Raw genomic sequence first — 26,070 nt, 5'->3', positions numbered from 1 at the left:
CGGTCCACGAGACGAGATCAGCAGCTGAAGCCTTCGGCTGATGGTCGCGTGACAGATTCGTCACAGGCGTCAGCACCGGGCGAACAAACAAGCTTGAAAGGACATGTCTTGACCATCTTCAACAATGTTTCCGAACTGGTCGGCCGCACTCCGCTCATTCGCGTGAACAAGGCCAGCGAACGTTCCGGCGCAGAGATCGTCGCTAAGCTCGAATCCTACAATCCCGCGAACTCGGTCAAGGACCGCATCGGTGTCGCGATGATCGACGCCGCCGAGGCCTCGGGTGAACTCAAGTCGGGCGGAACCATCGTTGAAGCGACCTCCGGCAACACCGGCATCGCATTGGCCATGGTGGGCACCTCACGCGGATACAAAGTCCTGCTGACGATGCCGGAGTCGATGTCGAAGGAACGCCGTGCACTTCTGCGCGCCTTCGGTGCTGAACTCGTCCTCACTGAGAAGGCCAAGGGCATGAAGGGCGCCGTCGAGAAGGCGGAAGAGCTTGCTGCTGAGGGAGCGGTCCTCGTCCGCCAGTTCGAGAACCAGGCAAATGCCGACATCCACCGCGCCACGACCGGTCCGGAGATCCTGGCCGACACCGACGGCAAGGTCGATATCTTCGTCTCGGGCATCGGCACCGGCGGAACCATCACGGGAGCCGGCGCCGCACTGCGTGAGGCCATCCCGGACATCAAGATCGTCGCTGTCGAGCCTGCAGCCTCCCCGCTGCTCTCCGGAGGAGACGCCGGCCCGCACATGATCCAGGGGCTCGGTGCCAACTTCGTCCCCGGCGTGCTCAATACCAAGATCTACGATGAGGTCATCACCATCGAGAACGAGGAATCCTTCACCCGCGCCCGCGAGGTCGCGAAGGAAGAGGGGCTGCTCGTCGGAATCTCGTCAGGTGCCGCGCTCATCGCCGCAGAGCAGCTGGGTGCACGCCCTGAGAACGCAGGCAAGCGCATCGTCGTGGTTCTGCCCGACTTCGGCGAGCGCTACCTGTCGACTCCGCTGTTCGCCGAGTACATGGACTGAGCAGAGGGACTTCGGCCGAGCGCTGCCTGAGGCAGATGCAGGTCTGACCGATGAGGGCGTCAAACACATGTTTGGCGCCCTCACCGCATTGAGGATTGACGATCACGAGCGTGAAGGACTGTTGAGATGAAGGCACTGTGGACTCTGGCGGCTGGGGCGATCGGCGCAGCCGCCTACGGACTGAGCCGACCCGGAGTGCGCGCGGCTCTGCGCGAAGACCTCGACACAGTTCGCAGGCGCGATCCTGCGGCGAGGAACGACTTCGTCTCGCTGGTCTCCTACCCAGGCATGCATGCGATCTGGGCGCACCGCGGGCTGCACCGACTATGGCAGAACGACACCACCAAGGTGCCGGCCAGGCTGATGTCCCAGGCTGTGCGAACTCTGACTGGCGTCGAGATCCATCCCGGTGCGCAGATCGGGCGACGCTTCTTCATCGACCACGCCAACGGAGTCGTCATCGGCGAGACCTCTGAGATCGGCGACGACGTGATGCTCTACCACCAGGTCACCCTGGGTGGAACGTCGATGGAGCAGACGAAGCGCCACCCGACCATCGGCAATCACGTCCTCGTGGGAGCCGGTGCGAAGATCCTCGGACCTGTCGTCGTCGGCGACAACTCCTCAGTCGGCGCGAATGCGGTCGTCGTCAAGGACGTCGCCGCCGACTCGAGTGCAGTCGGAATCCCGGCAAAGGTCAGGCCCTATAAGAAGCCCACCGGCGCCGAGGCGGCCACGACGGATGCCGATGGTGCACGGTCCACGTACGCCGACTTCGAACTCATCGACCCCGCCATCTGGATCTGAGTGCCACCCAGATCTGAGTGCCACCCAGATCTGAGCGCTATTTGCGTCTGAGTGCCAACCATTTCTGAGCGGGAGGCCCGTTCAACCGCCTCACCCAGCAGCACGGTCTTCTGCCTCACCCAGCAATACAGTCTTCTGCCTCACCCGCCAGCACAATCTTCGCCGGGCCCACCCCGTCGGCATCCCTGAGGGATCTCGACTCCCAGGGCCCGGCGATTGCTGTCTCACAGCGTCTAAGCGTGCCGCGTGATTGCTGTGTGACGAAGCTCGGGAATACTTCTCCGGCGGTGTCTGTTAAACTTTCAACTAGTTACTTCAAAACTGAAGTTATTCAGTTCAAGGAGAGTTCGCGAGCAGCGAGCAGAAGGAGCAGACATGGAACTCGGAATCTTCACCATCGGCGACGTCACCACCGATCCCACCAATGGGACGACGGTGTCTGAGAATCAGCGCATCAAGAACACAGTCGAGATCGCCAAGAAGGCCGAAGAGGTCGGCCTCGACGTCTTCGCCACCGGTCAGCACCACAACCCGCCGTTCGTCGCACCCGCGAACCCGCCGGTCCTGCTTGCGAACATCGCGGCACAGACAAAGAGGCTGCATCTGTCAACGGCCACCACCCTGATCACGACGACCGACCCGGTGCGCATCGCCGAAGACTATGCCTATGCTCAGCACCTCTCCGAGGGACGCATCAGCCTAGTCATGGGGCGCGGCAACACCGGGCCCGTCTACCCGTGGTTCGGCAAGGACATCCGTTCGGGCATTCCGTTGGCAGTTGAGAACTACAACCTGCTCTACCGCCTCTGGCGCGAGAAGAACATCGACTGGGAGGGCAAGTTCCGTACTCCTCTCAACGGGTTCACCGTCACCCCGACACCGCTGGACGATGTCCCGCCGTTCGTGTGGCACGGTTCGATCCGCAGTCCCGAAATCGCAGAACAGGCCGCCTACTACGGCGACGGGTACTTCCACAACAACATCTTCTGGCCGGTGTCGCACACCGCCCGCATGGTTCAGCTCTACCGTCAGCGCTATGAGTACTACGGCCACGGAGCTGCGCACCAGGCGATCGTGGGACTCGGCGGTCAGGTGTTCATGCGCAAGAACTCGCAGGACGCCGTCAAGGAGTTCCGTCCCTACTTCGACAACGCACCGGTCTACGGCCACGGCCCCAGCCTCGAGGACTTCTCGACGCAGACCCCGTTGACCGTCGGATCGCCCCAGCAGGTCATCGAACGCACACTGAGTTTCCGCGATTGGGCCGGGGACTACCAGCGCCAGCTCTTCCTCATCGACCACGCGGGCCTGCCGCAGAAGACGGTGCTGGAACAGCTCGACATCCTGGGTGAGGAAGTCGTCCCGGTCCTGCGGAAGGAATTCGCGAAGGACCGTCCGGCCGACGTTCCCGACGCACCGACACACGAATCACTCGTCATCCGTCACCGCGAGGGCCGGGATCCCATCCCCGGCGGCGGTCCCGGATCGCGCGCCTATGCCGACCGTCAGGCCAAGGCTGCAGAGAAGAACGACACCCAAGGAGCTGAACGATGATGCGCATCCTCAGCATCACGACCTCGCTGAGCGAGGACTCGACCACACTGAAACTGTCGAACAAGATCATCGCGGCGGCCACCTCGGCGGCAGACTCTGCGGGTCTGAGTGCGGAGGCAGACCACATCAACGTGCGGAACCTGAGCTCGGACCTCACCGATATGGCCCTGACCGGATTCCGTTCGGAGAACCTCGAAGCGGCCTTCGCGCAAGTCTCCGAGGCGGACGTGATCGTCACCGTCGCACCTGTGTACAAGGTCGCACCGGTGGGCCTGCACACCTTGTTCTGGCAGCTCATCGACGAAAAGGCACTGGCGAACAAGCCCGTGCTCATCGGCTCGACCGGCGGCACACCGCGGCACTCACTGGCAGGGGAGAACGTGCTGCGTCCGATGCTGTCCTACCTCAAGGGCATCGTCGTGCCGACGACGGTCTTCGCCGCGACCGATGATTGGGGCAGCATCGAAGGCGGCCGCAGCCTCAACGCCCGGATCGCACAGGCCAGCGAGGAGCTGATCGGATTGGCAGCGAGCCTGAACGGCGTCGGCGCCGGTTCGAGCGCAGGCCCTGCTGACAAGGGTGCCGACACCGACTCTGCGTCCACGACGACCGGCGAGTTCGGCCGGCGCGGCGCGCGGCGGCATCCGAGCATCGATGATGAGTTCAATCCCGAGCTCATCACCCCCTTCGCCCAGCTTCTCGAGGGATGACGATGGTCGAGATCAAGCTCGGCCGCGATCGTGACGCGCTCGCGCAGAGATCGTGGCGGCTGTACTTCGAGACCTCGCAGCGCCTGCGGCAGAACCTCGAGGGCAACCTCAAGGACAGGGCCGGTCTGACTGTCAGCGATTACAACACGCTGCTGCTGCTGTGGGAAGAGCCGACTCACCTGCTGACGATGAGTGTGCTGGCCAAGAAGCTGGTGTTCTCACCCTCACGGCTCAACTACCGGATCAAGGTGTTGGAAGACGCCGGTCTGGTGACGAAGACGGAATGCACGGAGGACAAGCGGGCGCACAACGTCGGCCTCACCGAGGTTGGTGCGCAGGCCTTCCTCAGCGCGGGACGTCAGCACCGGGAGAACATCGACGAGGTGTTCCTCTCCCACGTCGACGATGATGAACTCGAGGTCATCGAGCGAGTATTCGCAAGGATCGGCAAGGCGCTGCCCGAATAGGATCTCCTTGTCCGGGCCTGCCCGAGTGAGGCTGTTCGTGGGACAATGTGTCTATGTCGATCAAGACCATTGCCTTCCCAGATTCCGAACTCCGCAACCGCGTCATCGCCCGGATTCCGGCGCACCAGCGCGCCAACGTCGACCTGGTCGTCTATTCGGATGTTGAGAAGTCGGCGAAGCTGAGCCGAGACGATGTCGATGTCGTCGTGCTTCCGTACCTCGATTCGGGACCGACCATCGAACTGCTCGACGAGCTGCCGAACCTGAGCCTGGTCGTCACCCAGACCACCGGCTACGACCCAGTCGCGCACCTGCCCGAGCGCGGCATCCAGGTGGCGACCGCCTCGGGAGTGCACACCGGCGGAACTGCCGAGCTCGCGCTGACTCTGACCTTGGCCAGCCTGCGCGGCATCGATGATGCCGTGCGCGCGCAGAGTGCAAGGATCTGGAACCACAAGCGCAACCGTTCGCTGCAGGACCGTCGCGTCATGATCATCGGCGCCGGTGAGATCGGATCGGCGATCGCCGATCGATTCGAACCCTTCGAAGTCGACCTCACACGGGTCGCGACGAGGGCACGCGAAGACGATCGCGGGAAGATCCACAGCGTCGAGGAGCTGCCGACGCTGCTTCCCCACACCGAGGTGGTCGTCCTCATCACGCCTCTGACCGACTCGACGAACAAGCTCGTCGACAAGGACTTCCTGGCACAGCTGCCCGACAACGCCCTCATCGTCAACGTCGCTCGAGGCAAGGTCGTCGACACCGACGCGCTGGTCGCCGAACTGAGCACAGGTCGTCTCCATGCCGCCCTCGACGTGATGGATCCCGAACCGCTGCCGGACAACCATCCTCTGTGGGGGACTCCGAACACTCTCATCACACCTCATGAGGGAGGCGACACCTCGGCGTTCGAGCCTCGGGTGGTCAAGATCCTGGCCGAGCAGGTCCGTCGTCTCAATGACGGCGAAGCGCCGCTCAACCTCGTCTCCACGCAGTGATCGGAGCAGCTCTCGAGGAACTGCTGATCACTTCTCGATGAACTGCTCAAAACAAGTTCCAACATGCGAGAACTTGGCATATGCATGATGGACTCGGGCGTAGAGTGCCTGCATGAGCATTGATACGAACTCCACCGCCCCGGACATCAAACCCCGATCTCGCGACGTCACCGACGGACTCGAAGCCACTGCCGCACGCGGCATGCTCAGGGCAGTCGGGATGGGCGATGACGACTGGGTGAAGCCGCAGATCGCCATCGCGACCTCGTGGAACGAGATCACCCCGTGCAACATGTCCCTGCAGCGTCTTGGTGCGGCTGCCAAGGAAGGCGTCCACGAATCAGGTGGATTCCCCCTGGAGTTCGGCACGATCTCCGTCTCCGACGGCATCTCCATGGGCCACGAGGGCATGCACTACTCGCTGGTCTCACGCGAGGTCATCACCGACTCCGTTGAGACGGTGATGAGCGCCGAACGTCTCGACGGATCCGTCCTCATGGCAGGCTGTGACAAGTCGATCCCGGGCATGCTCATGGCATCGGCCCGCCTCGGTCTCTCCAGCGTCTTCCTCTACAACGGTTCGATCATGCCGGGCACCGCGAAGATGTCAGATGGCAGCGAAAAGGAAGTCACCCTCATCGACGCCTTCGAAGCTGTCGGCGCCTGCCGCGCGGGGACCATCACCCAAGGCGACGTCGATGCCATCGAACGCGCCGTCTGTCCAGGTGAAGGCGCCTGTGGAGGCATGTACACTGCGAACACGATGGCCTCGGCCGCGGAGGCCATGGGTATGTCCCTGCCCGGTTCGGCCGCACCACCGGCCATCCACCGTGACCGCACGATGTTCGCGCGCAAATCCGGTGACGCCGTCGTCAACCTGCTGCGTCAGGGAATCACGACGAAGGACATCATCACGAGGGAATCGCTGCACAACGCGATCGCCGTGGTCATGGCCTTCGGCGGCTCAACCAACGCCGTTCTCCACCTGCTGGCCATCGCCCACGAGGCCGGAGTCGAACTTGACCTCGATGACTTCAACCGCATCGGCGACAAGGTCCCGCACCTGGGCAACGTCAAGCCCTTCGGCCAGTACGTGATGAACGATGTGTTCAAGATCGGCGGCGTGCCCGTGGTGATGAAGGCCCTGCTCGACGCGGGTCTGCTCAACGGCGACTGCCTGACCGTGACAGGCAAGACCGTCGCGGAGAACCTCGAGAGCATCAATCCGCCGGATCCCGACGGCAAGATCCTGCGTGCGCTCAACAATCCGATCCATGCCACCGGCGGCCTCACCGTGCTCAAGGGTTCGATGGCTCCCGAGGGTGCTGTCGTGAAGTCTGCTGGATTCGATGCCGATGTCTTCGAAGGCACGGCTCGTGTGTTCAACCAGGAGAAGCCGGCCATGGATGCCGTGCTGAACGGTGAGTTGAAGAAGGGTGACGTCGTCGTCATCCGCTACGAGGGGCCCAAGGGCGGACCCGGCATGCGCGAGATGCTCGCCATCACAGGTGCGATCAAGGGTGCAGGCATCGGTAAGGACGTTCTGCTCATCACCGATGGCAGGTTCTCCGGGGGTTCGACAGGACTGTGCATCGGCCACGTCGCACCCGAGGCCGTCGACGGCGGACCGATCGCGCTCGTTGAGGACGGCGATAAGATCACCGTCGACATCGCGGCCCGCTCAATCGAACTCCATGTCGAAGAATCGGTCCTCGCCGAGCGTCGCACGACCTGGACGATCCCCGAGAACCACCGCCTCACCGGTGTGCTCGGCAAGTACGCCAAGCTCGTGCAGTCGGCTTCGACCGGGGCCGTCTGCTTCTGAGCAGGGAACACCCGATGGTCTGATCATCGACGTGTGATTCCGCAGCAGCAGGGGAGCGATCCGGTGCTGTGTGAGGGAGAGCCATCCATCGCCGAGGCGGTGCGGACATCGGTCCGCACCGCCTCGGCGATCATCAGGGACCGACCGAGAGGAGAGGGACAGGCATGCGCATCGTTGTGCTCGACGACTACCAGAACGTGGCGGCTGACTACGCGAATTGGGAGGCGCTTGGGGCTTCGATCGACTTCGTCTCCCGCCCGATCCGTGACACCGAGGATCTCGTGCAGACGGTGGCCGGCGCCGAGGTTGTCGTTGCCATGCGTGAGCGTACCCTCTTCTCCGCCGACCGGTTGTCACGCCTGCGGGATCTGAGGCTGCTGGTGACCACGGGCCGAGTCAACGCCTCCATCGATCTGGACGCCGCCCGAGCGCAGGGGATCACGGTCTGCGGAACAGAATCCACCACCTCGGCGACTCCGGAGCTGACCTGGGGACTCATCCTCTCCGTGCTGCGCAGCATCCCGAGCGAAGACACTGCCATGCACTCCGGCGGCTGGCAGTCCACCGTGGGCGGTGACCTCTTCGGACACAGGCTCGGGGTCATCGGATTGGGCAGACTGGGCACCCAGATCGCCCGTGTCGGTGCCGCCTTCGGCATGGATGTCGTGGCCTGGAGTCAGAATCTCGATGAGGAGCGGGCAGCCGATGTCGGGGCACATGCGGTGAGCAAGGAGGAGCTCTTCGCCACCTCTGATGTGCTGACCCTGCACTACAAGCTCAGCGAGCGCAGCCGCGGACTCGTCTCTGCCGCAGAGCTGTCGCTGATGAAGCCGAGCAGCATCTTCATCAATACCTCACGGGCGGGCCTCGTCGACATGGAAGCACTGCAGGACGCATTGGCAGAAGGTCGTATTCGCGGCGCGGGGATCGACGTGTACGACACTGAACCGCTGCCAGCTGACCATCCTCTGCGCAGCACTCCGAGGACCGTGCTGACCCCGCATCTGGGCTACGTCACCGAGGACACGTACCGAATCCTCTTCACCCAGGCAGTCGAAGACATCGCGGCATGGCAGGCGGCCGAGCCGATCCGTCAGCTCACCTGAGCCGGGCACGTCCGCCAACGGCGAAGGGTCGGCCCAGGCGCAAGGGAAGGGCCCACCCGGAGCGATGATGCTCCAAGTGGGCCCTGACCGCAGTCCTTCGGCGCGAAGCCGATGCGACTGGCTCAGTTCACGTCGGCGGGATCACCGGACACGCGACCGCCGTTTTCCAGCGAGTCGATGGCGGCCACCTCGGCGGTGGTGAGTTCGAAGTCGAAGACATCGAAGTTCTGGGCCATGCGGTCGCGGTTGTTCGACTTCGGGAAGACGACATGTCCGCGCTGCAGGTGCCACCGGATGATGGTCTGCGCCCAGGACTTGCCATGGGTCGACGCAATCTCACCGATGACGGTGTCTGCGTAGTCGACCTTGCCCTGTCCCAGCGGTCCCCAGGCCTCGACCTTGATGTCGTGCTCGGTGAGCAGCGGACGGGTCTCGACCTGCTGGAACTGCGGGTGGCACTCGATCTGGTCGACGGCCGGGATGATCCCGGTCTCGAGGATCTGCGGGAGGTAGCGGTGATCGAAGTTCGAGACACCGATCGATGTGGTCAGGCCCTGATCGCGGTAGGAGGGGAAGGCCTCCCAGGTCTCGACCGAGTTGTTGTTCTCCGGTGTCGGCCAGTGGATGAGGTAGAGGTCGACATGATCGAGGCCCAGCTTCTCGAGGCTCTCGCCCAGGGCGCGCTTCGATTCCTCGGCACCGTGGCGGTCGTTCCAGAGCTTGGTGGTCACGAAGAGCTCATCGCGGGCAATGCCGGAGTTCGCAATGGCTCGGCCCACGCCCTCTTCATTGCCGTAGACGGCAGCCGTGTCGATGTGGCGGTAGCCGACCTCGAGTGCGTCGGTGACGATGCGCTCGGTCTCCTCGGGATCGACCTTGAAGACGCCGAAGCCCAGCTGGGGAATGGTCTTGCCGTCATTGAGTGTGAGTGTTGGAACCGTCAAGGTGCCGCCTTTCGTCACGAATTGGTGGTCTGTTGTGATGCCAGTGCCAGGTACCGCGGTGGCGGTGCCTCTGCGAGCTTATAACGTGACGATGGTGTCCATGCATTCCTGACTGCCGAACCCGACTTGAGTGATCCGTGTCTCGGTGCTCTGTCGACGAGCGTAGCCGGAGGACGAGCGAACCCGAAGAATGAACCGCCTCGGCGCGGGGGAGCGGGACAGCCTGCGGCCGCTGTCCGTCAGTCGGCGAAGACGGTGTGCACATCCCCGGTCAGCGACCGACCGCGAAGATCCTTGAGCTCGAGGACGACTGCCGAGCCGACCACCTCTGCCCCGAGCTCCTTCACAAGAGCTTGAGCAGCGGACAAGGTTCCGCCTGTGGCCAGGATGTCATCGACAAGGAGCACACGCTCGCCCTTCTTGAGGACATCGGGCCCCTCGATGGTCGCAGTTCCGTATTCGAGTGAGTAGGAGACTGCTGCGGCCGGGCGAGGCAGTTTGCCTGCCTTGCGGATGGGCAGAATCCCGACTCCTGTCATCGCCGCAATCGTTCCGGCGAAGAGGAAGCCGCGAGCTTCAAGGCCGCCGACGATGTCGAACTGGCCCTCGAACGGTGCGATGAGCGCCTCGGTGACGGCACGCAGTGCAGGACCATCAGCGATGAGCGGTGAGATATCGCGAAAGTTCACCCCCGGCTGCGGGTAGTCGGGAATCGAAGTGATCAGGGTCTGTGCGCGTTCGAGATCGGTATTCGTCACGGGACAACGATACTCGGTGGGGGCTGGCGATACTCGGTGGTGAGCAACGATACTCGGTGGGGAGTAGCGTAGACGCCACCGGATCGGAGGTCGCAGTGGAACCCAAACACCCACAGGTCTCGGTCACAGAGGCCTTTTCCCAGGTACCCCGCGAGTTGTTTCTGCCGAGGGAGGAGCGAGGCTCCGCCTCCAGCAACGTACCGCTGGACATGGCCAGACGAACTCCCAGCCGAGCACGGTCGCCGACATGCTCGAGCTCCTTGACCCGCAACTCGGTGATCGGGTCCTCGACGTGGGGTCAGGTTCGGGATGGACGACGGCTCTCCTCGGCGTCCTTGTCGGTCCCAATGGCCATGTGACAGGTGTTGAACGACACGCGAAGCTCATTGAGCGTGCCCGGAAGTCACTGAGCTTGGCCAGAGCGGACAATGGCGACGTGGACAGAGTTGAGATCAGGACCGCGACCGCAGGCGTCCTTGGGCTGCCTGACGAAGCGCCCTTCGACCGTATCCTCGTCTCAGCCGGTGCAGAAATGCTGCCGCGGGAGCTTGTTGACCAGCTGGCGCAGGGAGGCGTCATGGTGATACCGGTCCAGGGTGAGATGCTGAAGGTCCAGCGCTCCAATGCCGAAGTGGACGGTGTCACCATCACAAGGCACGGCCGGTACCGCTTCGTCCCATTGGTCCGAGATTGAAGACCTCCCACGAGCCGGGGCAGCCGTCGGCCACCCGAACCTGCAAAAGCACCGTGCAGGTGGAGTTGTCTCGCAGGTTGAGGTATTCGAAGTAAACCCGATGAATGTTGTTTATTGTTATTTGATGATATTAGCTGCACTATGGGTGCATGTATCAAGTGTTTGACACGGCAAGCTTGCTCAGGCTGGGGTTTTCCGATCGTGAAGTTCGCAGGGCGGCCGACTGCTGCCTGGAGCGCGTGGCTCGCGGTCGATTTGCAGTCCGGCGCAGGTGTGAAGACGAACGCCACCGACGCATTTGGGAATCAATCGACCAAGAGGATTCGAGCCTGCTTGAGCTGAAGAACGACTTCCGTGACGTACTCGAAAGGCTGAAGGTTCTCATCAGGGCACGAGCCGACAGAATCAACAGCCTGCAACAGGTTGCCAGTGGCAATTTGCACAGTGAAGTCTTCTCTCACATCTCTGCAGCCCTCCTCTGGGAGTTGGAGGTCTCTCGTCCGGTCGACGAACGTGTTGAGGTGATGCGACCGGAAATCAGTCGGCGTCACACCAATCTGCTCGTCCGGAAGCGAAAGCTCCCGCCTGAGCACGTCGACAGAATCGGAGATGTTGCCGTTACGTCCCTTGCGAGGACGCTCATTGACATCGCTCGTGACTACAGCTTGGATGTCAGTGTTCCGATGCTCGACAATGCACTGCGCCGGAACCTTGTGACCAACCGAGAACTCCTCGATGTCGTCGACACGGCCAACGAGGTGAGGAACAGGAATCGTTTGATTACTGCGATCGATTTGACGGATCCGCTCAGGGAGTCACCGGCCGAGTCGATGGTCGCGGTGCGGTTCTTCGAAAACCAGATCCTCGGATTCCGGCCGCAAGTCGACGTTCGCGATGCTCAGGGGAGATTCGTGGCCCGCGTTGACTTCCTCCATCGGCAGGCGATGATCATCGTCGAGTTCGATGGGCGAGCCAAATATTTCCTCAATGATCGTGACCACAGAGCGGCTTTTGACAGAGAGCGCGAACGTGAGCGGCAGCTTCGCGAACTCGGCTACCACGTGGTGAGGGTGTTCTGGAAGGATCTCTTCCGGCAGCGGAGGTTCACGGAGCTTGCCCGATTGGTCAATGCGCGAGTCGCGCAGTCATTGGATACGTGAGGCCGCAAAAGCACCGTGCAGGTGGAGTCGTTTCGCAGGTTGGGGTAGCTGAAGTCATCCGCACCCGCTCCCGCACTCGCCTCACCTCCGCGCACGGGCTCTATCGGTTCGTCCCGCTGATCGACGACCGAGACCGAGCCCTTGGCGTCAAGAATGAGTCCCGCGACCGCCACAGCCCTCCTACACCAACGAGTCTCTCCACAGCCCTACACTAACGAGTCTCGCCACGCCTTGTGCAGCTGGGCGAACTTGCCTGCCCCGGAGATCAGCTCATCCGGTGTGCCGTCTTCGATGATTCGCCCGGAGTCCATGACGAGGACGCGGTCGGCGATCTCCACAGTCGACAGTCGGTGGGCGATGATGATCGCGGTGCGTCCCTCGAGAACAGTCGCCAGCGCCTTCTGCACCAGCCGTTCGGAGGGGATGTCGAGATGGGCGGTCGCCTCATCGAGGACGACGATGTCCGGGTTCGCGAGGAACACGCGGGCGAAGGACACGAGCTGACGCTGTCCTGAACTCAGCCGACCGCCGCGCTTCTTCACGTCCGTGTCGTAGCCCTCGGGCAGATTGCGGATATAGGGATCCAGGCCGACGGCTGTGGCCGCAGCGATGACCTCGTCATCACCGGCATCGGGATTGCCGATGCGGATATTGTCCGAGATCGTGCCCGCGAACAGGAACGACTCCTGGGTGACCATGACGACGCTCGCACGCAGTTGGGTATCGTCGAGATCACGCAGGTCCACCTCATCGATCGTGACCCGACCTTCACTGGGGTCGTAGAACCGCGTGACCAATTTGACCAAGGTCGACTTGCCTGCGCCCGTGGCGCCCACGAGGGCTACGATCTCTCCCGCTGGGATGCGCAGGTCGAACCGGGGGAGGACATCGGGACCGTCGCCGTAGGAGAAGCGGACATGATTGAGATCGATCGAGCGTCCGCTGGGCTTCGAAGCCAGCTCCTCCGCCGCCGAGGTGGCGCCTGAGACCTGGTGGGAGCTGTGCGCGGGCAGGGTCTTCGGGTGCGACGGTGCCACCACCTCGGGATCGGTGTCGAGGACAGCGGCCATCTTCTCCAACGCCGCCGAGGCGGACTGATAGAGGTTGAATGACTGAACCAGTTCGTCAAGTGGACCGTAGAACCGGCGCAGGTAGAGGATGAACGCCGCGAGCACGCCGACCTGAGTCCAATCCTCGATGACGAGCCACGCGCCGACGATGATGATGACTGTCTGCGTGACATTGCCGACCAGCCGCGTCCAGCCCGCGAACCAGGCCACGCCGCGCAGGGCATCGGTGTTGGCGTCGCGGTAAGCAGTGTCCTCGTCCTTGAGGGTGCCGCGGCGATCGGGCTGCCGGCGGTAGGCCTGAACAGCACGGATCCCGCCCATGGTCTCGACGAAGTGGACGATGACCTTGGCAATCGAGGTCCGAGTCCGGCGGTAGGCGTTGCGCTGTGATGTGTGGGCGGATTTGGTGATGAAGAACAGTGGGATGAAACCGAGGAAGACCACGATGGCCAGGGGCACGTCGAGGACGATGAGAGTGACGGCGATGAACGTCATCTCGAACAGGGCCAGCGCCGTGTCGAAGAGCGAATAGGTGAGGAACTGCTGCACCGACTCCATGTCGGAGGTCTGTCGTGACACCAGCCGGCCCGAGGTCGACCGCTCGTGGTAGCCAAGGTCGAGGCGCTGGATGTGTCCGAACAGGCGAGAGCGGAGAGTGTAGACGACCTTCTGCGCAGTGATGCCGACCAGCCTCGTCGAGGCGAAAGCGAGCACCGCCGAGGCGATTGCGGAGATGATGAAGGCGGAGACAGCCCGAATCAGCGGTCCCGGATCGCCCTCCACAGCTTTCGGAACACCGTTGTCGAGAGCATCGGCGATGAAGATCGGACCGATGACGAGGAACAGAGCGGTGAGCACGACGATGACGAACAGGAAGATCGCCATCGGCAGATGCGGTCGCACCAGTGAGAGCAGCAGCGCACGGGCCTTCTTCGCAATGTCCGGCGGAAGCTGCTCGACCTCGTCCTCATTGAGACGGGGAATGCTCATCGCGTGCCCCCTTCCGAGGAGTGTTCGGCTGCAGAGCGCTCGACCGTCGCGTGATCGGCCGCACCCGAGGCACCCATGAGCTCACGGTAGAGCGGGGAGGAGCCCAGCAGCTCATCGTGGGTGCCCAACGCGACGATGCGACCCTCGTCGAGGACGGCAACGGCATCGGCCAGCGCCGAGGTGGACGGTCGGTGGGCGATGATCAGCGTCGTCGAATCGGGCAGGATCTCCCGCAGCGCCCGCTGCACCCGATCCTCGGTATCGACGTCGACCGCGGACAGCGGGTCGTCGAGGACGAGGATGCGGGGCGCACCGATCACCGCACGCGCCAAGGCCAGCCGCTGTCGCTGCCCACCGGACAGAGACAGGCCCTGCTCGCCGACCTGCGTATCGAGTCCCTCCGGCAGCCGCTCGACGAAGTCCTTCGCGGCCGTGATCTCCAAGGCCCGCCAGATCGCGTCGTCGTCGACCCCGGGCGCACCCATGCTCACGTTCTCAGCCACCGAGGTGGAGAACAGGATCGGGTCCTCGAAGGACACGGACACCAGATTGCGCACCTCGTTGACAGGCAGATCGCGAATATCGGTGCCGTCTACGCGCACGGATCCGCCGGTGACATCCTGCAGACGTGGGACGAGGGAGGCCAAGGTCGTCTTCCCCGACCCGGTCGCACCGACGATGGCAAGGGTCTGGCCCGGCTCGATATGCAGGTTGAGGTTTTTCAGGGTCTCGCGGTCGGTGTCGGCGAAGTGGAAGTCGACATCCTCGAAATCCAGCTCACCCTTGTAGCGACCGACATCGGGAGCATCGGCGATCCGACCGTCGGCGTCGGTGATGTCGTGCCTGATATCGATGACCTCCCAGTATCTGGCCGCAGCGGTCAGGGCCATGAGTGCATCGGCGAGGAGGAAGCCGAGCATCTCGATCGGCATCCGCATCACCATCGAGATGGTCACGCCGGCGACGACGGTGCCGATCGTCGTCCACCCCTGCACGACGCCCCACGTGCCGACCGCCACGATGGCTGCCTGGGCGAGCGTGGGCAGAAGGATCAGCACACTCCAGAACCAGGAGTCGAGCTTCGCCTTGCGCACCTCGATGCCCTGGAACTTCCGTGACAGAAGGGAGAACCGCTGTGCCGCCCAGGGGGAGCGGCCGAAGGACTTGAGGATCCGGATCCCCTGAATCGACTCCTCGACCTCGGTGGTGATCTCACCGACGGTGTCCTGGGAGAGCCGGGAGGCCTCCCGGTAGCGCTTCTCGAAGACCGTGACCGTCGCAATCGTCGGTATGGCCATGATCAGCATGATCAGACCGAAGACCGGCTGCAGGAAAGTGAGGATGATGGTGCCGATGATGATGATCAGCGGAGTCGTCACGAGGAAGGGGATCCCGAAGGCGAAGAACCGGCGCAGCTGCGAGAGATCATTGATCGCGCGCGAGAGCAGCTGCCCCGATTCCCACGAATCGTGGATGGCCACCGAGGTGTACTGGAGTCGGTCGAAGAGACGTGATCGCCAGGTGATCTCCCATTGGGCGACGACGGGAGCGACGAGGAGTCTGCGACCCCACAGTGCCACCGCCTCGGCGATGCCGATGATGAGGACGCCGAGCACGGGCAGCCACAGACCCGAGAGATCGCGGTGGGCGATGGGGCCGTCGATGATGTGACCGGTGATCAGAGGGATGATGAGTTGGATGCCGTTGGCGAGGAGGGTGAGGGCGAGTACAGCGATGTACACGCCGATGCGAGAACGCAGATCGGGCCAGAAACGTAAGAGGGGACGCACCTTTGAGAGCCTAGTCGGGGCGCGTGTCGTAGTCCATGGCTCTCACAATCGAACCTTCCCCTCCTCCATGGGCGGCTTCATGGGCGCGATTGCAGACCCCGCCCTGCGATCTCACCCTTCAGTCGATGTCAGTCCCAAGTTTCGAGACGATCCATTGCGACGTTTGACACGCTTATTGTCAGCAGTGAACTATTGAGCCATGACTCACCTTCTTGTCGTCGTTATTCACCAGCGCGCGGATCTTCCGTAGCCTGTCAACACGACACGTTCCGCGCGCCCCTACCGAAACCGGAGGGGCTTTTTTCATGCGGAGACAAGATGGATCACTAGGAAGGATACGAAACGATGGCAGCCACGCCCTCGGCCCAGTCAGCGGGAACTGGCACTGCGCCCAGCCCAGCCCCGGTGACCGCGACCCCGTCAAGCATTCGACGCAACTCGACCCCTGAGGTCCTCACCGGAGCTCAGGCGATCGTCCGCAGCCTCGAGCTCCTCGAGGTCGAGACGGTCTTCGGCCTTCCCGGCGGTACCATCCTTCCGACCTACGACCCGCTGTTCGAGACCGACAAGATCCGCCACATCCTCGTTCGTCACGAGCAGGGAGCCGGGCACGCGGCCGAAGGCTATGCCGCAGCATCGGGCAAGCTGGGCGTGTGCATCGCAACCTCGGGTCCGGGTGCGACGAACCTCATCACAGCGCTCGCCGACGCCCATATGGATTCCGTCCCGATCCTGGCCATCACCGGTCAGCAGAGCTCGAAGCTGCTGGGTACCGATGCCTTCCAGGAAGCTGACATCGTGGGAATGACGATGCCGGTGACCAAGCACAGCTTCCTCGTGACCAAGCCCGAGGACATTCCCTCGGCGATACTCAACGCCCATCACATCGCGACCACCGGCCGGCCGGGTCCAGTCCTCGTCGACGTCACCAAGGACGCCCAGACTGGGACCGCTCCCTTCGTCTGGCCCGAGGAGCCGCAGCTGCCCGGGTACCGTCCCATCCTCAAGCCGCATGCGAAGCAGATCCGCGAAGCCGTCCGGCTCATCTCGGATGCCCAGCGCCCCGTGTTCTACATCGGCGGAGGTATCATTCGCTCCCAGGCGGAGAAGGAGCTGCTCAAGCTCGCCGAGGCGACCAACATTCCCGTCGCCACGACCCTGATGGCCCGTGGCGCGTTCCCCGATTCGCACCAGCTGCACCTGGGAATGCCGGGTATGCACGGCAGTGTGCCCGCCGTGACCGCCTTCCAGAAATCCGACCTCCTGATCACCATCGGCGCCAGGTTCGATGACCGAGTCACCGGCAACCTCGATTCCTTCGCACCGAATGCGCAGGTCATCCACGCCGATATCGACCCGGCAGAGATCGGGAAGAATCGTGACGTCGACGTCGCCATCGTCGGTGATGCCCGCGAGGTGCTTGCGGAGATGCTCACCGAGATGCGCGGCAAGTTCCCCAAGGCTCTCGAGCGTCAGCGCGAGCCCTGGTGGCGCTTCCTCAACCGTCTCAAGACGACCTACCCGCTGGGCTATGACACACAGGATGAACTCTGCGATCCGCAGTATGTGATCTCGCGGATCTCGGCACTGACCGGACCTGAGGCGGTCTATGCTGCCGGTGTCGGCCAGCACCAGATGTGGGCCGCCCAGTTCGTCGAGTTCGAGCGCCCCAAGTCTTGGCTGAACTCCGGTGGCCTCGGCACCATGGGCTACTCGGTGCCTGCAGCGATGGGTGCGAAGGTCGCCGAACCGGACCGGGTGGTCTGGGCCATCGACGGCGACGGATGCTTCCAGATGACCAATCAGGAACTCGCGACATGCGCGCTCAACGACATCCCGATCAAGGTCGCGATCATCAACAACTCGTCACTGGGCATGGTTCGTCAGTGGCAGACCCTGTTCTATGACGGCCGGTACTCGAACACCGATCTCAATACAGGACATGAGACGATCCGGATCCCCGACTTCGTCAAACTCGCCGAGGCCTACGGCTGCCTGGCCCTGCGCGTGGACAGCAACGACGACGTCGATGCGGCGATCAAGACGGCGCTGGAGACCAATGATCGTCCCGTGGTGCTCGACTTCACGGTCCCACCGGACGCCATGGTGTGGCCGATGGTCGCCGCCGGGGTCTCCAACGACGAGATCGAATACGCACGCGGCATTCGCCCCGAGTTCGACGGCGAAGGCGACGAGCAGGCCGAGAGTCAGATCGCGGACGCAGGCACGGAAGAAGACGGCACGGTTCGCTCCGTGGCACAGATCGAAGGAGGCCTGGAATGAACAACCGGCACACACTCTCAGTCCTGGTCGAGAACAAGCCCGGCGTGCTCACTCGCTTCACCGGCCTCATCGCCCGCCGCGGTTTCAACATCCACAGCCTCGCCGTAGGGGTGACCGAACATGATGAGCTCTCGCGCATCACGGTCGTCGTCGACGTCAAGGACGTGCCGCTGGAGCAGGTGACCAAGCAGCTCAATAAGCTGGTCAACGTGATCAAGATCGTCGAGCTCGAACCGGCCACCTCGGTGCGTCGAGCCCACGTCATCTACAAGGTCAAGGCCAATGCCACCACCCGTCCGCAGGTCGCTGCGGCAGTGGAGATGTTCCGTGCCAAGATCGTCGACGTGGGGCCCGACTCCGTCAGCGTCGAAGCCACCGGCGAGCTGGGCAAGGTCGAGGCCTTGCGCGAAGTCCTCGAGCCGTTCGGGATCAAGGAGATCGTCCAGTCCGGCACCGTGGCCATCGGCCGCGGATCGAAATCGATCACCGACCGCGCCCTGCGCAGCTGATCATGTGACACTGCGCAGCTGAGGTCTTCACGTTCCACTTCGTGGAACGTCAACCATCTCAACAAGTGAACAGCAGTACCGAACTGTGAAACAATGGGGAGTACCCCAAACCTCTGAAGGAGCAAGAGAACTATGGCAGCAGAACGCTATTACGACGACAACGCAGATCTGTCCGTCATCCAGGGCAAGAAGGTCGCCGTCATCGGCTACGGCAGCCAGGGCCACGCGCACTCACTGAGCCTGCGCGATTCCGGTGTCGAGGTCCGCATCGGCCTCAAGGAAGGCTCAGCCAGCCGCGACAAGGCCGCAGCCGAAGGCCTCGAGGTCGGCACCCCGGCCGAGGTCTCCGAATGGGCCGACCTTGTTGTGATCCTCGCTCCTGACCAGGTTCAGGCCGAGATCTACAATGCTGAGATCGCACCTAATCTGTCGCCCGGCAACGCTCTGCTCTTCGCCCACGGCTTCAACATCCGCTTCGACTACATCCAGCCTCCAGAGGGCGTCGACGTCATCATGGTCGCACCCAAGGGTCCCGGACATGTAGTGCGTCGCGAGTACGTCGATGGGCGCGGCGTCCCCGTTCTCGTGGCCGTCGAAGCAGACGCCACCGGCAGCGCCTGGGAGCTCGTGCTCTCCTACGCCAAGGGCATCGGCGGACTGCGTGCCGGTGGCATCAAGACCACCTTCACCGAGGAGACCGAGTCGGATCTCTTCGGCGAGCAGACCGTTCTCTGTGGTGGCACCTCCCACCTCGTGCAGTACGGCTTCGAGGTCCTCACCGAAGCCGGCTACCAGCCGGAGATCGCCTACTTCGAGGTTCTCCACGAGCTCAAGCTCATCGTCGACCTCATGGTCGAGGGTGGCATCGCCAAGCAGCGTTGGTCGATCTCCGACACCGCTGAGTACGGCGACTACGTGTCCGGACCTCGCGTCATCACCCCGGACGTGAAGAAGAACATGGAAGCCGTCCTCGCGGACATCCAGAACGGCAAGTTCGCCGAGCGCTTCATGAATGACCAGAAGAACGGTGCGGCCGAGTTCAAGGAACTGCGCTCGAAGGAAGAGACGCACCCGATCGAGACCACAGGCCGCGAACTGCGCAAGATGTTCGCCTGGCTCAAGGACTCCGATGACGACTACACCGAGGGCACTGCCGCTCGCTGATCGTCACACCACGAAGCCCCGGAAGGCCGCTTGGCCTCCGGGGCTTCGTCTTACCCGCTCCTGGTGGGAGGCGACTATTTCCACTCATTGCGGACCCTCAATCCTGGTGATGTGAATTACTGTTGGAATCGTGACGAATTACAGGTTCGAGAACTTCAAGCCCGCCTTCGACGAGTCCACCGGCGCCCCCGATGAACGCACGCAGGGATACTTCGCGTCGACGAGTGTGGGATTCCATGACGCCCGGTCCACCGATGATGCGCTGAAGAACCGTGTCGAGCGTGCCATCGCCGACGGCCGGAATCTCACCGCCGTCTACGCGAAGCAGGAATACGAGCACGCCCTCGACACCAGCGTGCCCGTCGCGACCTTCGCGTGGTTCGAGAAGCTGGTCAACGTGGGCGGTGGGCGTCTGGTGCCCGGTCATCTGATCACATGGGTGACAGTGCGCCCGACGCACCGCCGGCGCGGACTGCTGCGGTCACTGATGACGACCGACCTCGCCGAGGCGAAGGCCGACGGATACCCGTTCGCCGCACTGACTGCGACCGAAGGTGGGATCTACTCCCGCTTCGGCTTCGGCGTCGCCACCTGGGCCCACTCCATCGAGGTCGACACCTCGCCCGGTTTCAAGATGGTCCACGAACCCGACCGCCGAGTCGAGATGTGCCTGCCCAGCGAACTGCGCGAACTGGCTCCGAGGATCTACGGAGAGTTCATGCGCACCTCGCCCGGTGCCATGGAACGCCAACAGACCTACATCGAGCGTGCCACCGGTGCATTGAACACCGACACAGGCGAAGCCGACCGCGGTGTGCGTGCCGCCCTGCACTTCAACGAGCAGGGAGAAGTCGACGGCTACGTGTCCTATAAGTTCGCCGGCTGGTCGAAGAATCCGCCGACGATCGATCTCATCGACTTCGTCGCGGTCACCGACGCCGCCTATGCCTCACTCTGGTCCTTCCTGGCCGCCATCGATCTGTCGACGAGAGTGACATTCGGGGAATCCGCCGAGGACTCACCGCTGCCCTGGCTGCTTACAGACTCCCGCCGCGTTCGGACCGTGTCCACGGAGGACAACATCTGGATCCGGATCCTCGATGTCAAGGCAGCACTCGAGGCCAGACCTTGGTACGTGCCCGGCACATTGGTACTCGAGATCGATGACTCGCTGGATCTGGCTGGTGGCCGCTACACGATCACCTCCGACGGTGAGAACGCCGTCGTCGAAACCGCCCCGGATTCGGCCCCTGCCGATCTGAGCATGGGCATCGCGGAACTCGGCTCCCTCTACTTCGGCGGCGCCGATCCTGTCATCCTCGCCCGCGCAGGACGCATCGACGAGAATGTGCCGGGCGCTGCCGTACGTGCCAGCTCGATGTTCAACCTGGGTCGGATGCCTTACTCACCCAACGGCTTCTGAGCTCAGTCAACGGTTTCTGAGGCCCTGTCGTGGGCGATGTGCCTGACACCAACGCCTGAGTGTGCCGAGACTCACTTCCCAGAGTTTGAGACTTTGTGAAAGCATTCACAAAGTCTCATAAGATGGACGCGTCCCACACGCTTCAGGAGGAACTCAGTGCCCAAGCCCATCGTGCTCATCGCCGAAAATCTGTCACCGGCCACCATCGATGCCCTCGGAGGCGACTTCGAGATCCGTCACACCGAAGGTGCTGACCGCTCTCAGCTCCTCAACGACATCGTCGATGCCGATGCGATTCTCGTCCGCTCCGCCACTCAGGTCGATGCCGAAGCGATTGGTGCGGCAAAGAGTCTCAAGGTCATTGCTCGCGCCGGAGTCGGACTCGACAATGTCGACGTTCCGGCGGCCACCTCGGCGGGTGTCATGGTCGTCAACGCTCCGACCTCGAACATCATCTCCGCGGCTGAGCTCACCATGGCCCACATCCTCGGGTCCGCACGATACTTCGGCGCCGGCAACACCTCGCTCAAGGCGGGGGAGTGGAGGCGTTCGAAGTACACGGGCGTGGAGCTCTACGAGAAGACTCTGGGCATCGTCGGACTCGGCCGCATCGGCGGTCTCGTGGCCGAGCGTGCGAAGGCATTCGGCATGCGTCTGGTCGGCTACGACCCTTACATCACGCAGGCACGCGCGGCACAGATGGGCGTCGAGGTCGTCGACCTGCCCGGGCTGTTGGCCGTGTCCGACTTCGTCACCGTCCACATGCCAAAGACCCCGGAGACGGTCGGCATGATCAGCACCGAGGAATTCAAGGCCGCGAAGTCGGGTGCACGGTTCATCAACGTGGCTCGCGGCGGCATCATCGACGAGGACGCCCTCGCCGAGGCGATCGCCGCAGGTGAGGTCGGAGGTGCCGGCATCGACGTGTGGAACACCGAACCTCCGGAGCACTCGGCGCTGATGGAACTCGACGCCGTCAACGTCACGCCCCACCTTGGCGCATCGACCGCTGAAGCACAGGAGAAGGCCGGCGTCGCCGTGGCCAAGTCCGTGCGCAAGGCCCTGGCCGGAGAACTTGTTCCCGACGCGGTCAACGTTGCCGGCGGAGCCATCCACGAGGACGTGCGCCCGGGCATTCCCCTGGCCGAACGACTCGGCCGAGTCGTCAACTCACTGGCGAACTCCTCTGTCACTCATTTCAAGGTCGAGGTCAACGGTGAGATCGCAGACAAGGACGTGTCCGTCCTCAAGCTCTCCGCGCTCAAGGGTCTGTTCAAGGACGTCGTGTCCGATCAGGTCTCCTACGTCAACGCACCTCTGCTGGCCGAGGAGCGCGGCATCGGCGTCGAACTGGTCACCGATCCGTACTGCGAATCCTTCCGCAACGTCACCCGTCTGACCGCGACGACGAGCGAAGGGCAGCGGATCTCGGTCTCGGGCACAGTGACCGGACCGAAGCTCGTGCAGAAGCTCACCGAGGTCAACGACTTCGACCTGGAGATCGAGCTCACCGACAACCTGCTCATCTTCCGTTATGAGGACCGTCCCGGAATCATCGGTCAGTTGGGCCAGGCTCTCGGTGCCAATGACATCAACATCGCTGGTATGCAGGTCTCGCCTTCGGCGACCGACAACGATGCACTCTCCGTGCTGGCAGTCGACTCGGCAGTATCCGAGGAAGTCGTCAAGGCAGTGGCCGGGGCAGTCAATGCCTCCGCATTCAGTGGAGTCTCACTGAGCGAGGACTGACCTCCGCCGGTAACAGCAGATCGAATAGGACCCGTTCACCTCAGACGATGAGGTGAACGGGTCCTGATCGTGACCCAGGTCCACAGTTCGTCGGCGAGTACCGCGGCCGAGGCGCCGATGAGAGCCCCGGCAATCGTGTCGGAGAGCCAGTGCACCTGCAGCGCGGTGCGTGACCACATCATCAGCGCAATCCATACGAAGGCCAGGATCATCGACCAGTGGAACCGCAGTCGCACAGGTTCGAGCGGGGGAGCGATCTCGGTCGGAACTGCCGCGCTCGCGTTTAGAGTGCTGGATTCGTCGACATTGGTGCTCAGCGCCGCGGCGTCGTCTTTGTCCTCTGGCGAGATCGCCACAAGGGGAACCGCGCCCACTCCCGCCAGCCGGAGCATGTGCGCTCGGGAGACGATGAAGGCGAGCCCCAGGGTCAACGCAGCCGCACCCATCGAGTGGCCCGAAGGGTACGAATAGCCCAGAGAATCATAGAGCTGTTCACTGGGGCGGACCCGGGTGACCACGGCCTTGAGAAGCTCAGACAGGACGATTCCCAGGAGCATGGTGGTCACGAGCACGCCCGCGGAGCGGAATCGTCGCAGGAGTATGAAGAGCGCAGCCAGCAGGCCGGTGCAGATCACGGCCCCCGTACCCCCGCCCACCTCGGCGAGGATGACCGCCAGCCAGTATCCGGTGGTGTCGGGCTCAAGTCCGACGAGATTCAGCCAGTCCTGGTCAACCGTCGTGGGCCCGGAGACATTGACTCTCAGCCACAGGCCGAAGGCAACGACGAGGAGGACCGCTGGCAGGGTGGACCACAGAATCCACGAGGGTTGACGGACCGACATTCCTGAGAACTCAGGCGTTCCAGAGTCCGTAGGTCGATGCCAGGGACGCAATCTTCTTGGCGCGGGCCAGGCGTGGCAGGTATGAGCCGTCGGTGATCTCGGAACCGCCCTCGGCAGCCTCGAGCAGCTGGCGGGCCCAGTCGCGCTCGTCCTCGCTCGGGCTCATCGACTCGTTGAGCGTCACGACCTGATCGACGTTGAGTACGAGCTTTCCGGTCATGCCCATCATGTGGGTCACCTCGGCGTCCGTGCGGACCTGTTCATCGCTGGCAACGGCTGCTGAAGGGCCGTCGATCGCACCGGGCAGTCCACCCATGCGCGAGGCGATGGTCAGTCGTGAGCGGGCATAGGCCAGTGCCATCGGATCGCCGGAGAAGCCGGTGTCCTTGCGGAAGTCGTTCGTTCCGAAGGCAAGGCGGAATGTGCCCGGTGCCTCGGCGATCTTGGTCGCGTTCTCCACGCCCATCGCAGATTCGAGCAGAGCGATGACCGGGAGTCCTGCCTTCGCGCGCATCGCGGTGTAGGAGACCTGCTCGGGACGTTCCGTCTCGGGAAGCATCACTCCGCGCAGGCCGGGGAGCATGGCGATGGAGGCGAGGTCGTCGTCCCAGAACTCAGAGTCCATCTTGTTGATCCGGACCCAGGCGGACATGCCGCTTTCAAGGGCACGTACGACATTGTCGCGGGCGGCGAGTTTCTTGTCGTCGGAGACCGAGGCCTCGAGGTCGAAGATGACGGAATCCGATTCTGAGATCTGCGCCTCGGTGAAGATCTCCTCCTTGGCCGCGTTGACCAAGAGCCAGGAGCGTGAGAGCTTGGCGGGAAGTGCGGCGGCTCGGGCGTTGCGGATCGTTTCTGTCAATGATCGACTTTCTCTGGGGGCTTCGAGGTGTTTCTCCCATCTTCGACGCTCTGGCCGCGAAATTGTAGTCGGGAACGAAGTTTGAGACATGAAATTGTCGATGACGGGATTCGCTGAACCCGGCAGTCGACATGTGTCCGAATAGTAGGACGATCAAGTTGCATGCTGAGATGAGTTCTAGTCTGAGACCATGAAGTTCTCAATTGCAGTCATGCCCGGCGACGGTATCGGCAACGAGGTCGTCCCCGAAGGTCTCAAGGTCCTCAAGCGCGCCATCGAGGTGTCCGGCGAACCCGTGGAACTCGATCTCACGGACTATGACGTCGGTGCCAAGCGCTGGCACGAGACCGGCGAGACGCTCACGGACGACGAGTTGGAATCGCTGCGGTCCCACGATGCCATCTTCTTCGGCGCCTGCGGTGACCCGAGCGTGCCGTCGGGTGTGCTCGAGCGAGGTGTGATCCTCAAAATGCGCTTCGGCCTGAGCCACGCAGTCAACCTGCGTCCCTCGAAGCTCTTCGCCGGAGTCACCAGCCCGTTGGCCGACCCCGGCGAGATCGACTTCGTCGTCGTCCGCGAAGGCACCGAAGGCTCCTACACCGGAATGGGCGGCTCGGTGCGCACCGATACTCCCTACGAGGTCGCGACCGAGGTCTCGATCAACACCTGGTACGGCGTGGAGCGGGCGGTCCGCGATGCGTTCGAACGTGCGCAGGCCAGGAACAAGAAGCTCACCTACGTCCACAAGCACAACGTCATGGTCCACGCGGGTCACCTCTGGCGTCGCGTCGTCGAGAAGGTCGGCGCGGAATACCCAGAAGTGACATTCAACTACGAGCACACGGACGCGTGCACGATCTACATGGTCACCGACCCCGGCCGCTATGACGTGATCGTCACCGACAACCTCTTCGGTGACATCCTCACCGACCTCGCCGCGGCAGTCACCGGCGGCATCGGCCTGGCCGCCTCGGGCAACCTCAACGTCGAAGGCACGGGACCGAGCCTGTTCGAGCCTATCCACGGATCGGCACCGGACATCGCCGGAGAGCAGATCGCCGATCCGACCGCCTCGATCCTCTCCGGTGCGCTCATGGCCTCGCACCTGGGGCTCGATGTCGTGGCGAAGTCGATCGAGGCCGCTGTCGAAGCCGATCTGGCCGACCGCGACGGAACCAAGCGCTCCACTGCCGAGGTGGGCGACGCGATCGCTGCCCGCCTGAGCTGACGCGGCCTGCAGGGGCCGAGGTCGGGCACGACCACCTCGGCGCGGCGAGGGCCGACTGGACGATTCGTGAGCCATCACCCCGGTGCGACGCGCACCGGG

Annotated in this window: 23 protein-coding genes; 16 read left to right on the top strand and 7 right to left on the bottom strand. The window is 63.2% G+C overall.

What is annotated here, in order from left to right:
• Window positions 1–108: 108 nt before the first annotated feature.
• From cysK to JTF07_RS01270, 8 genes are all read left to right on the top strand, one after another.
• Window positions 109–1,035 (top strand): cysteine synthase A, encoded by a 927-nt coding sequence (gene cysK / locus JTF07_RS01305; RefSeq protein WP_204232539.1) that lies wholly within the window; start codon window positions 109–111, stop codon window positions 1,033–1,035.
• A 126-nt stretch (window positions 1,036–1,161) separates the two neighbouring features.
• Entirely contained in the window at window positions 1,162–1,842 is a 681-nt protein-coding gene (gene epsC, locus JTF07_RS01300) for a serine O-acetyltransferase EpsC (protein WP_204232538.1), read from the top strand.
• Window positions 1,843–2,217: 375 nt separating this feature from the next.
• On the top strand, window positions 2,218–3,396 hold the full coding sequence (locus tag JTF07_RS01295; RefSeq protein ID WP_204232537.1) for an LLM class flavin-dependent oxidoreductase: 1,179 nt from the start codon (window positions 2,218–2,220) through the stop codon (window positions 3,394–3,396).
• Complete coding sequence (locus JTF07_RS01290; RefSeq protein WP_252199218.1) at window positions 3,393–4,106, top strand: NAD(P)H-dependent oxidoreductase; 714 nt, start codon at window positions 3,393–3,395, stop codon at window positions 4,104–4,106. Before JTF07_RS01295 ends, JTF07_RS01290 begins: the two co-directional genes overlap by 4 nt.
• 2 nt (window positions 4,107–4,108) lie before the next feature.
• Window positions 4,109–4,573 carry a MarR family winged helix-turn-helix transcriptional regulator gene (locus JTF07_RS01285; RefSeq protein WP_204232536.1) on the top strand — a complete coding sequence of 155 codons (465 nt, stop codon included), beginning with the start codon at window positions 4,109–4,111 and terminating at the stop codon, window positions 4,571–4,573.
• Window positions 4,574–4,626: 53 nt separating this feature from the next.
• Window positions 4,627–5,574 (top strand): 2-hydroxyacid dehydrogenase, encoded by a 948-nt coding sequence (locus JTF07_RS01280; RefSeq protein WP_204232535.1) that lies wholly within the window; start codon window positions 4,627–4,629, stop codon window positions 5,572–5,574.
• A 112-nt stretch (window positions 5,575–5,686) separates the two neighbouring features.
• A complete protein-coding gene (gene ilvD, locus JTF07_RS01275; RefSeq protein WP_204232534.1) occupies window positions 5,687–7,399 on the top strand; it encodes a dihydroxy-acid dehydratase in 1,713 nt (570 codons plus the stop codon).
• 164 nt (window positions 7,400–7,563) lie between these two features.
• Window positions 7,564–8,505, top strand: a complete 942-nt coding sequence (locus JTF07_RS01270) for a D-2-hydroxyacid dehydrogenase family protein (protein ID WP_204232533.1) — start codon at window positions 7,564–7,566, stop codon at window positions 8,503–8,505.
• Between the two features lie 122 nt (window positions 8,506–8,627).
• Here JTF07_RS01270 and JTF07_RS01265 read toward each other — a convergent pair whose 3' ends face one another.
• Both JTF07_RS01265 and JTF07_RS01260 read right to left on the bottom strand, forming a co-directional pair.
• A complete protein-coding gene (locus JTF07_RS01265) occupies window positions 8,628–9,449 on the bottom strand; it encodes an aldo/keto reductase (protein WP_204232532.1) in 822 nt (273 codons plus the stop codon).
• Between the two features lie 239 nt (window positions 9,450–9,688).
• The gene (locus JTF07_RS01260; RefSeq protein ID WP_204232531.1) at window positions 9,689–10,207 is read right to left on the bottom strand and encodes an adenine phosphoribosyltransferase; all 519 of its coding nucleotides are present in this window, start codon (window positions 10,205–10,207) and stop codon (window positions 9,689–9,691) included.
• Window positions 10,208–10,454: 247 nt separating this feature from the next.
• Here JTF07_RS01260 and JTF07_RS01255 point away from each other — a divergent pair, with 247 nt between their 5' ends.
• Window positions 10,455–10,901, top strand: coding sequence for a protein-L-isoaspartate O-methyltransferase family protein (locus JTF07_RS01255; RefSeq protein WP_353843843.1), 447 nt, complete (start codon window positions 10,455–10,457; stop codon window positions 10,899–10,901).
• 305 nt (window positions 10,902–11,206) lie between these two features.
• Here the strand turns inward: JTF07_RS01255 and JTF07_RS01250 are convergent, their stop codons facing one another.
• Window positions 11,207–11,494 carry a hypothetical protein gene (locus JTF07_RS01250; protein WP_186293046.1) on the bottom strand — a complete coding sequence of 96 codons (288 nt, stop codon included), beginning with the start codon at window positions 11,492–11,494 and terminating at the stop codon, window positions 11,207–11,209.
• Window positions 11,495–11,584: 90 nt separating this feature from the next.
• Between JTF07_RS01250 and JTF07_RS01245 the strand changes: the two genes are divergently transcribed.
• Complete coding sequence (locus tag JTF07_RS01245) at window positions 11,585–12,061, top strand: putative endonuclease domain-containing protein (RefSeq protein ID WP_186293047.1); 477 nt, start codon at window positions 11,585–11,587, stop codon at window positions 12,059–12,061.
• Between the two features lie 206 nt (window positions 12,062–12,267).
• Here the strand turns inward: JTF07_RS01245 and JTF07_RS01240 are convergent, their stop codons facing one another.
• Together JTF07_RS01240 and JTF07_RS01235 are read right to left on the bottom strand one after the other, a co-directional pair.
• Window positions 12,268–14,121: an ABC transporter ATP-binding protein gene (locus tag JTF07_RS01240; RefSeq protein ID WP_204232530.1), complete on the bottom strand. Its 1,854-nt coding sequence runs from the start codon at window positions 14,119–14,121 to the stop codon at window positions 12,268–12,270.
• Window positions 14,118–15,911: an ABC transporter ATP-binding protein gene (locus tag JTF07_RS01235; RefSeq protein WP_204232529.1), complete on the bottom strand. Its 1,794-nt coding sequence runs from the start codon at window positions 15,909–15,911 to the stop codon at window positions 14,118–14,120. The genes JTF07_RS01240 and JTF07_RS01235 overlap by 4 nt, the downstream gene beginning before the upstream one ends.
• Window positions 15,912–16,256: 345 nt before the next feature.
• Here JTF07_RS01235 and JTF07_RS01230 point away from each other — a divergent pair, with 345 nt between their 5' ends.
• The 5 genes from JTF07_RS01230 to serA all read left to right on the top strand — a co-directional run bounded on the left by JTF07_RS01230 (window position 16,257) and on the right by serA (window position 23,039).
• Window positions 16,257–18,194 (top strand): acetolactate synthase large subunit, encoded by a 1,938-nt coding sequence (locus tag JTF07_RS01230; RefSeq protein WP_204232528.1) that lies wholly within the window; start codon window positions 16,257–16,259, stop codon window positions 18,192–18,194.
• A complete protein-coding gene (ilvN, locus tag JTF07_RS01225; protein ID WP_204232527.1) occupies window positions 18,191–18,703 on the top strand; it encodes an acetolactate synthase small subunit in 513 nt (170 codons plus the stop codon). The genes JTF07_RS01230 and ilvN overlap by 4 nt, the downstream gene beginning before the upstream one ends.
• A 132-nt stretch (window positions 18,704–18,835) precedes the next feature.
• Window positions 18,836–19,867: a ketol-acid reductoisomerase gene (gene ilvC / locus JTF07_RS01220; RefSeq protein ID WP_143922433.1), complete on the top strand. Its 1,032-nt coding sequence runs from the start codon at window positions 18,836–18,838 to the stop codon at window positions 19,865–19,867.
• 130 nt (window positions 19,868–19,997) lie between these two features.
• Window positions 19,998–21,290 (top strand): GNAT family N-acetyltransferase, encoded by a 1,293-nt coding sequence (locus JTF07_RS01215; protein ID WP_204232526.1) that lies wholly within the window; start codon window positions 19,998–20,000, stop codon window positions 21,288–21,290.
• Window positions 21,291–21,446: 156 nt separating this feature from the next.
• On the top strand, window positions 21,447–23,039 hold the full coding sequence (gene serA, locus JTF07_RS01210) for a phosphoglycerate dehydrogenase (protein ID WP_204232525.1): 1,593 nt from the start codon (window positions 21,447–21,449) through the stop codon (window positions 23,037–23,039).
• Between the two features lie 35 nt (window positions 23,040–23,074).
• On the opposite strand, the gene JTF07_RS01205 is transcribed toward serA, so the two are convergent.
• Window positions 23,075–23,881: a phosphatase PAP2 family protein gene (locus JTF07_RS01205; protein WP_204232524.1), complete on the bottom strand. Its 807-nt coding sequence runs from the start codon at window positions 23,879–23,881 to the stop codon at window positions 23,075–23,077.
• Window positions 23,882–23,891: 10 nt separating this feature from the next.
• Window positions 23,892–24,743, bottom strand: a complete 852-nt coding sequence (locus JTF07_RS01200; RefSeq protein WP_204232523.1) for an HpcH/HpaI aldolase/citrate lyase family protein — start codon at window positions 24,741–24,743, stop codon at window positions 23,892–23,894.
• Between the two features lie 190 nt (window positions 24,744–24,933).
• On the opposite strand from JTF07_RS01200, the gene JTF07_RS01195 reads away from it, so the two are divergent.
• Entirely contained in the window at window positions 24,934–25,971 is a 1,038-nt protein-coding gene (locus tag JTF07_RS01195; RefSeq protein ID WP_204232522.1) for a 3-isopropylmalate dehydrogenase, read from the top strand.
• The last annotated feature ends 99 nt before the right edge of the window (window positions 25,972–26,070 follow it).

The sequence above is a fragment of the Brevibacterium sp. RIT 803 genome (genome assembly GCF_016892625.1).
Classification (GTDB): domain Bacteria; phylum Actinomycetota; class Actinomycetes; order Actinomycetales; family Brevibacteriaceae; genus Brevibacterium.
Note: the sequence above shows the minus strand (reverse complement) of the source record. Positions and strands in the feature narration are given on the sequence as shown.

Excerpts from the sequence above, each read along its gene's own strand:
- JTF07_RS01205 (WP_204232524.1), bottom strand. The coding sequence starts at position 23,881 with ATGTCGGTCCGTCAACCCTCGTGGATTCTGTGGTCCACCCTGCCAGCG.
- epsC (WP_204232538.1), top strand. The coding sequence starts at position 1,162 with ATGAAGGCACTGTGGACTCTGGCGGCTGGGGCGATCGGCGCAGCCGCC.
- JTF07_RS01240 (WP_204232530.1), bottom strand. The coding sequence starts at position 14,121 with ATGAGCATTCCCCGTCTCAATGAGGACGAGGTCGAGCAGCTTCCGCCG.
- ilvN (WP_204232527.1), top strand. The coding sequence starts at position 18,191 with ATGAACAACCGGCACACACTCTCAGTCCTGGTCGAGAACAAGCCCGGC.
- JTF07_RS01285 (WP_204232536.1), top strand. The coding sequence starts at position 4,109 with ATGGTCGAGATCAAGCTCGGCCGCGATCGTGACGCGCTCGCGCAGAGA.
- ilvD (WP_204232534.1), top strand. The coding sequence starts at position 5,687 with ATGAGCATTGATACGAACTCCACCGCCCCGGACATCAAACCCCGATCT.
- ilvC (WP_143922433.1), top strand. The coding sequence starts at position 18,836 with ATGGCAGCAGAACGCTATTACGACGACAACGCAGATCTGTCCGTCATC.
- JTF07_RS01290 (WP_252199218.1), top strand. The coding sequence starts at position 3,393 with ATGATGCGCATCCTCAGCATCACGACCTCGCTGAGCGAGGACTCGACC.
- JTF07_RS01280 (WP_204232535.1), top strand. The coding sequence starts at position 4,627 with ATGTCGATCAAGACCATTGCCTTCCCAGATTCCGAACTCCGCAACCGC.
- JTF07_RS01230 (WP_204232528.1), top strand. The coding sequence starts at position 16,257 with ATGGCAGCCACGCCCTCGGCCCAGTCAGCGGGAACTGGCACTGCGCCC.
- JTF07_RS01245 (WP_186293047.1), top strand. The coding sequence starts at position 11,585 with ATGCTCGACAATGCACTGCGCCGGAACCTTGTGACCAACCGAGAACTC.
- JTF07_RS01295 (WP_204232537.1), top strand. The coding sequence starts at position 2,218 with ATGGAACTCGGAATCTTCACCATCGGCGACGTCACCACCGATCCCACC.
- JTF07_RS01255 (WP_353843843.1), top strand. The coding sequence starts at position 10,455 with ATGCTCGAGCTCCTTGACCCGCAACTCGGTGATCGGGTCCTCGACGTG.
- JTF07_RS01270 (WP_204232533.1), top strand. The coding sequence starts at position 7,564 with ATGCGCATCGTTGTGCTCGACGACTACCAGAACGTGGCGGCTGACTAC.
- JTF07_RS01195 (WP_204232522.1), top strand. The coding sequence starts at position 24,934 with ATGAAGTTCTCAATTGCAGTCATGCCCGGCGACGGTATCGGCAACGAG.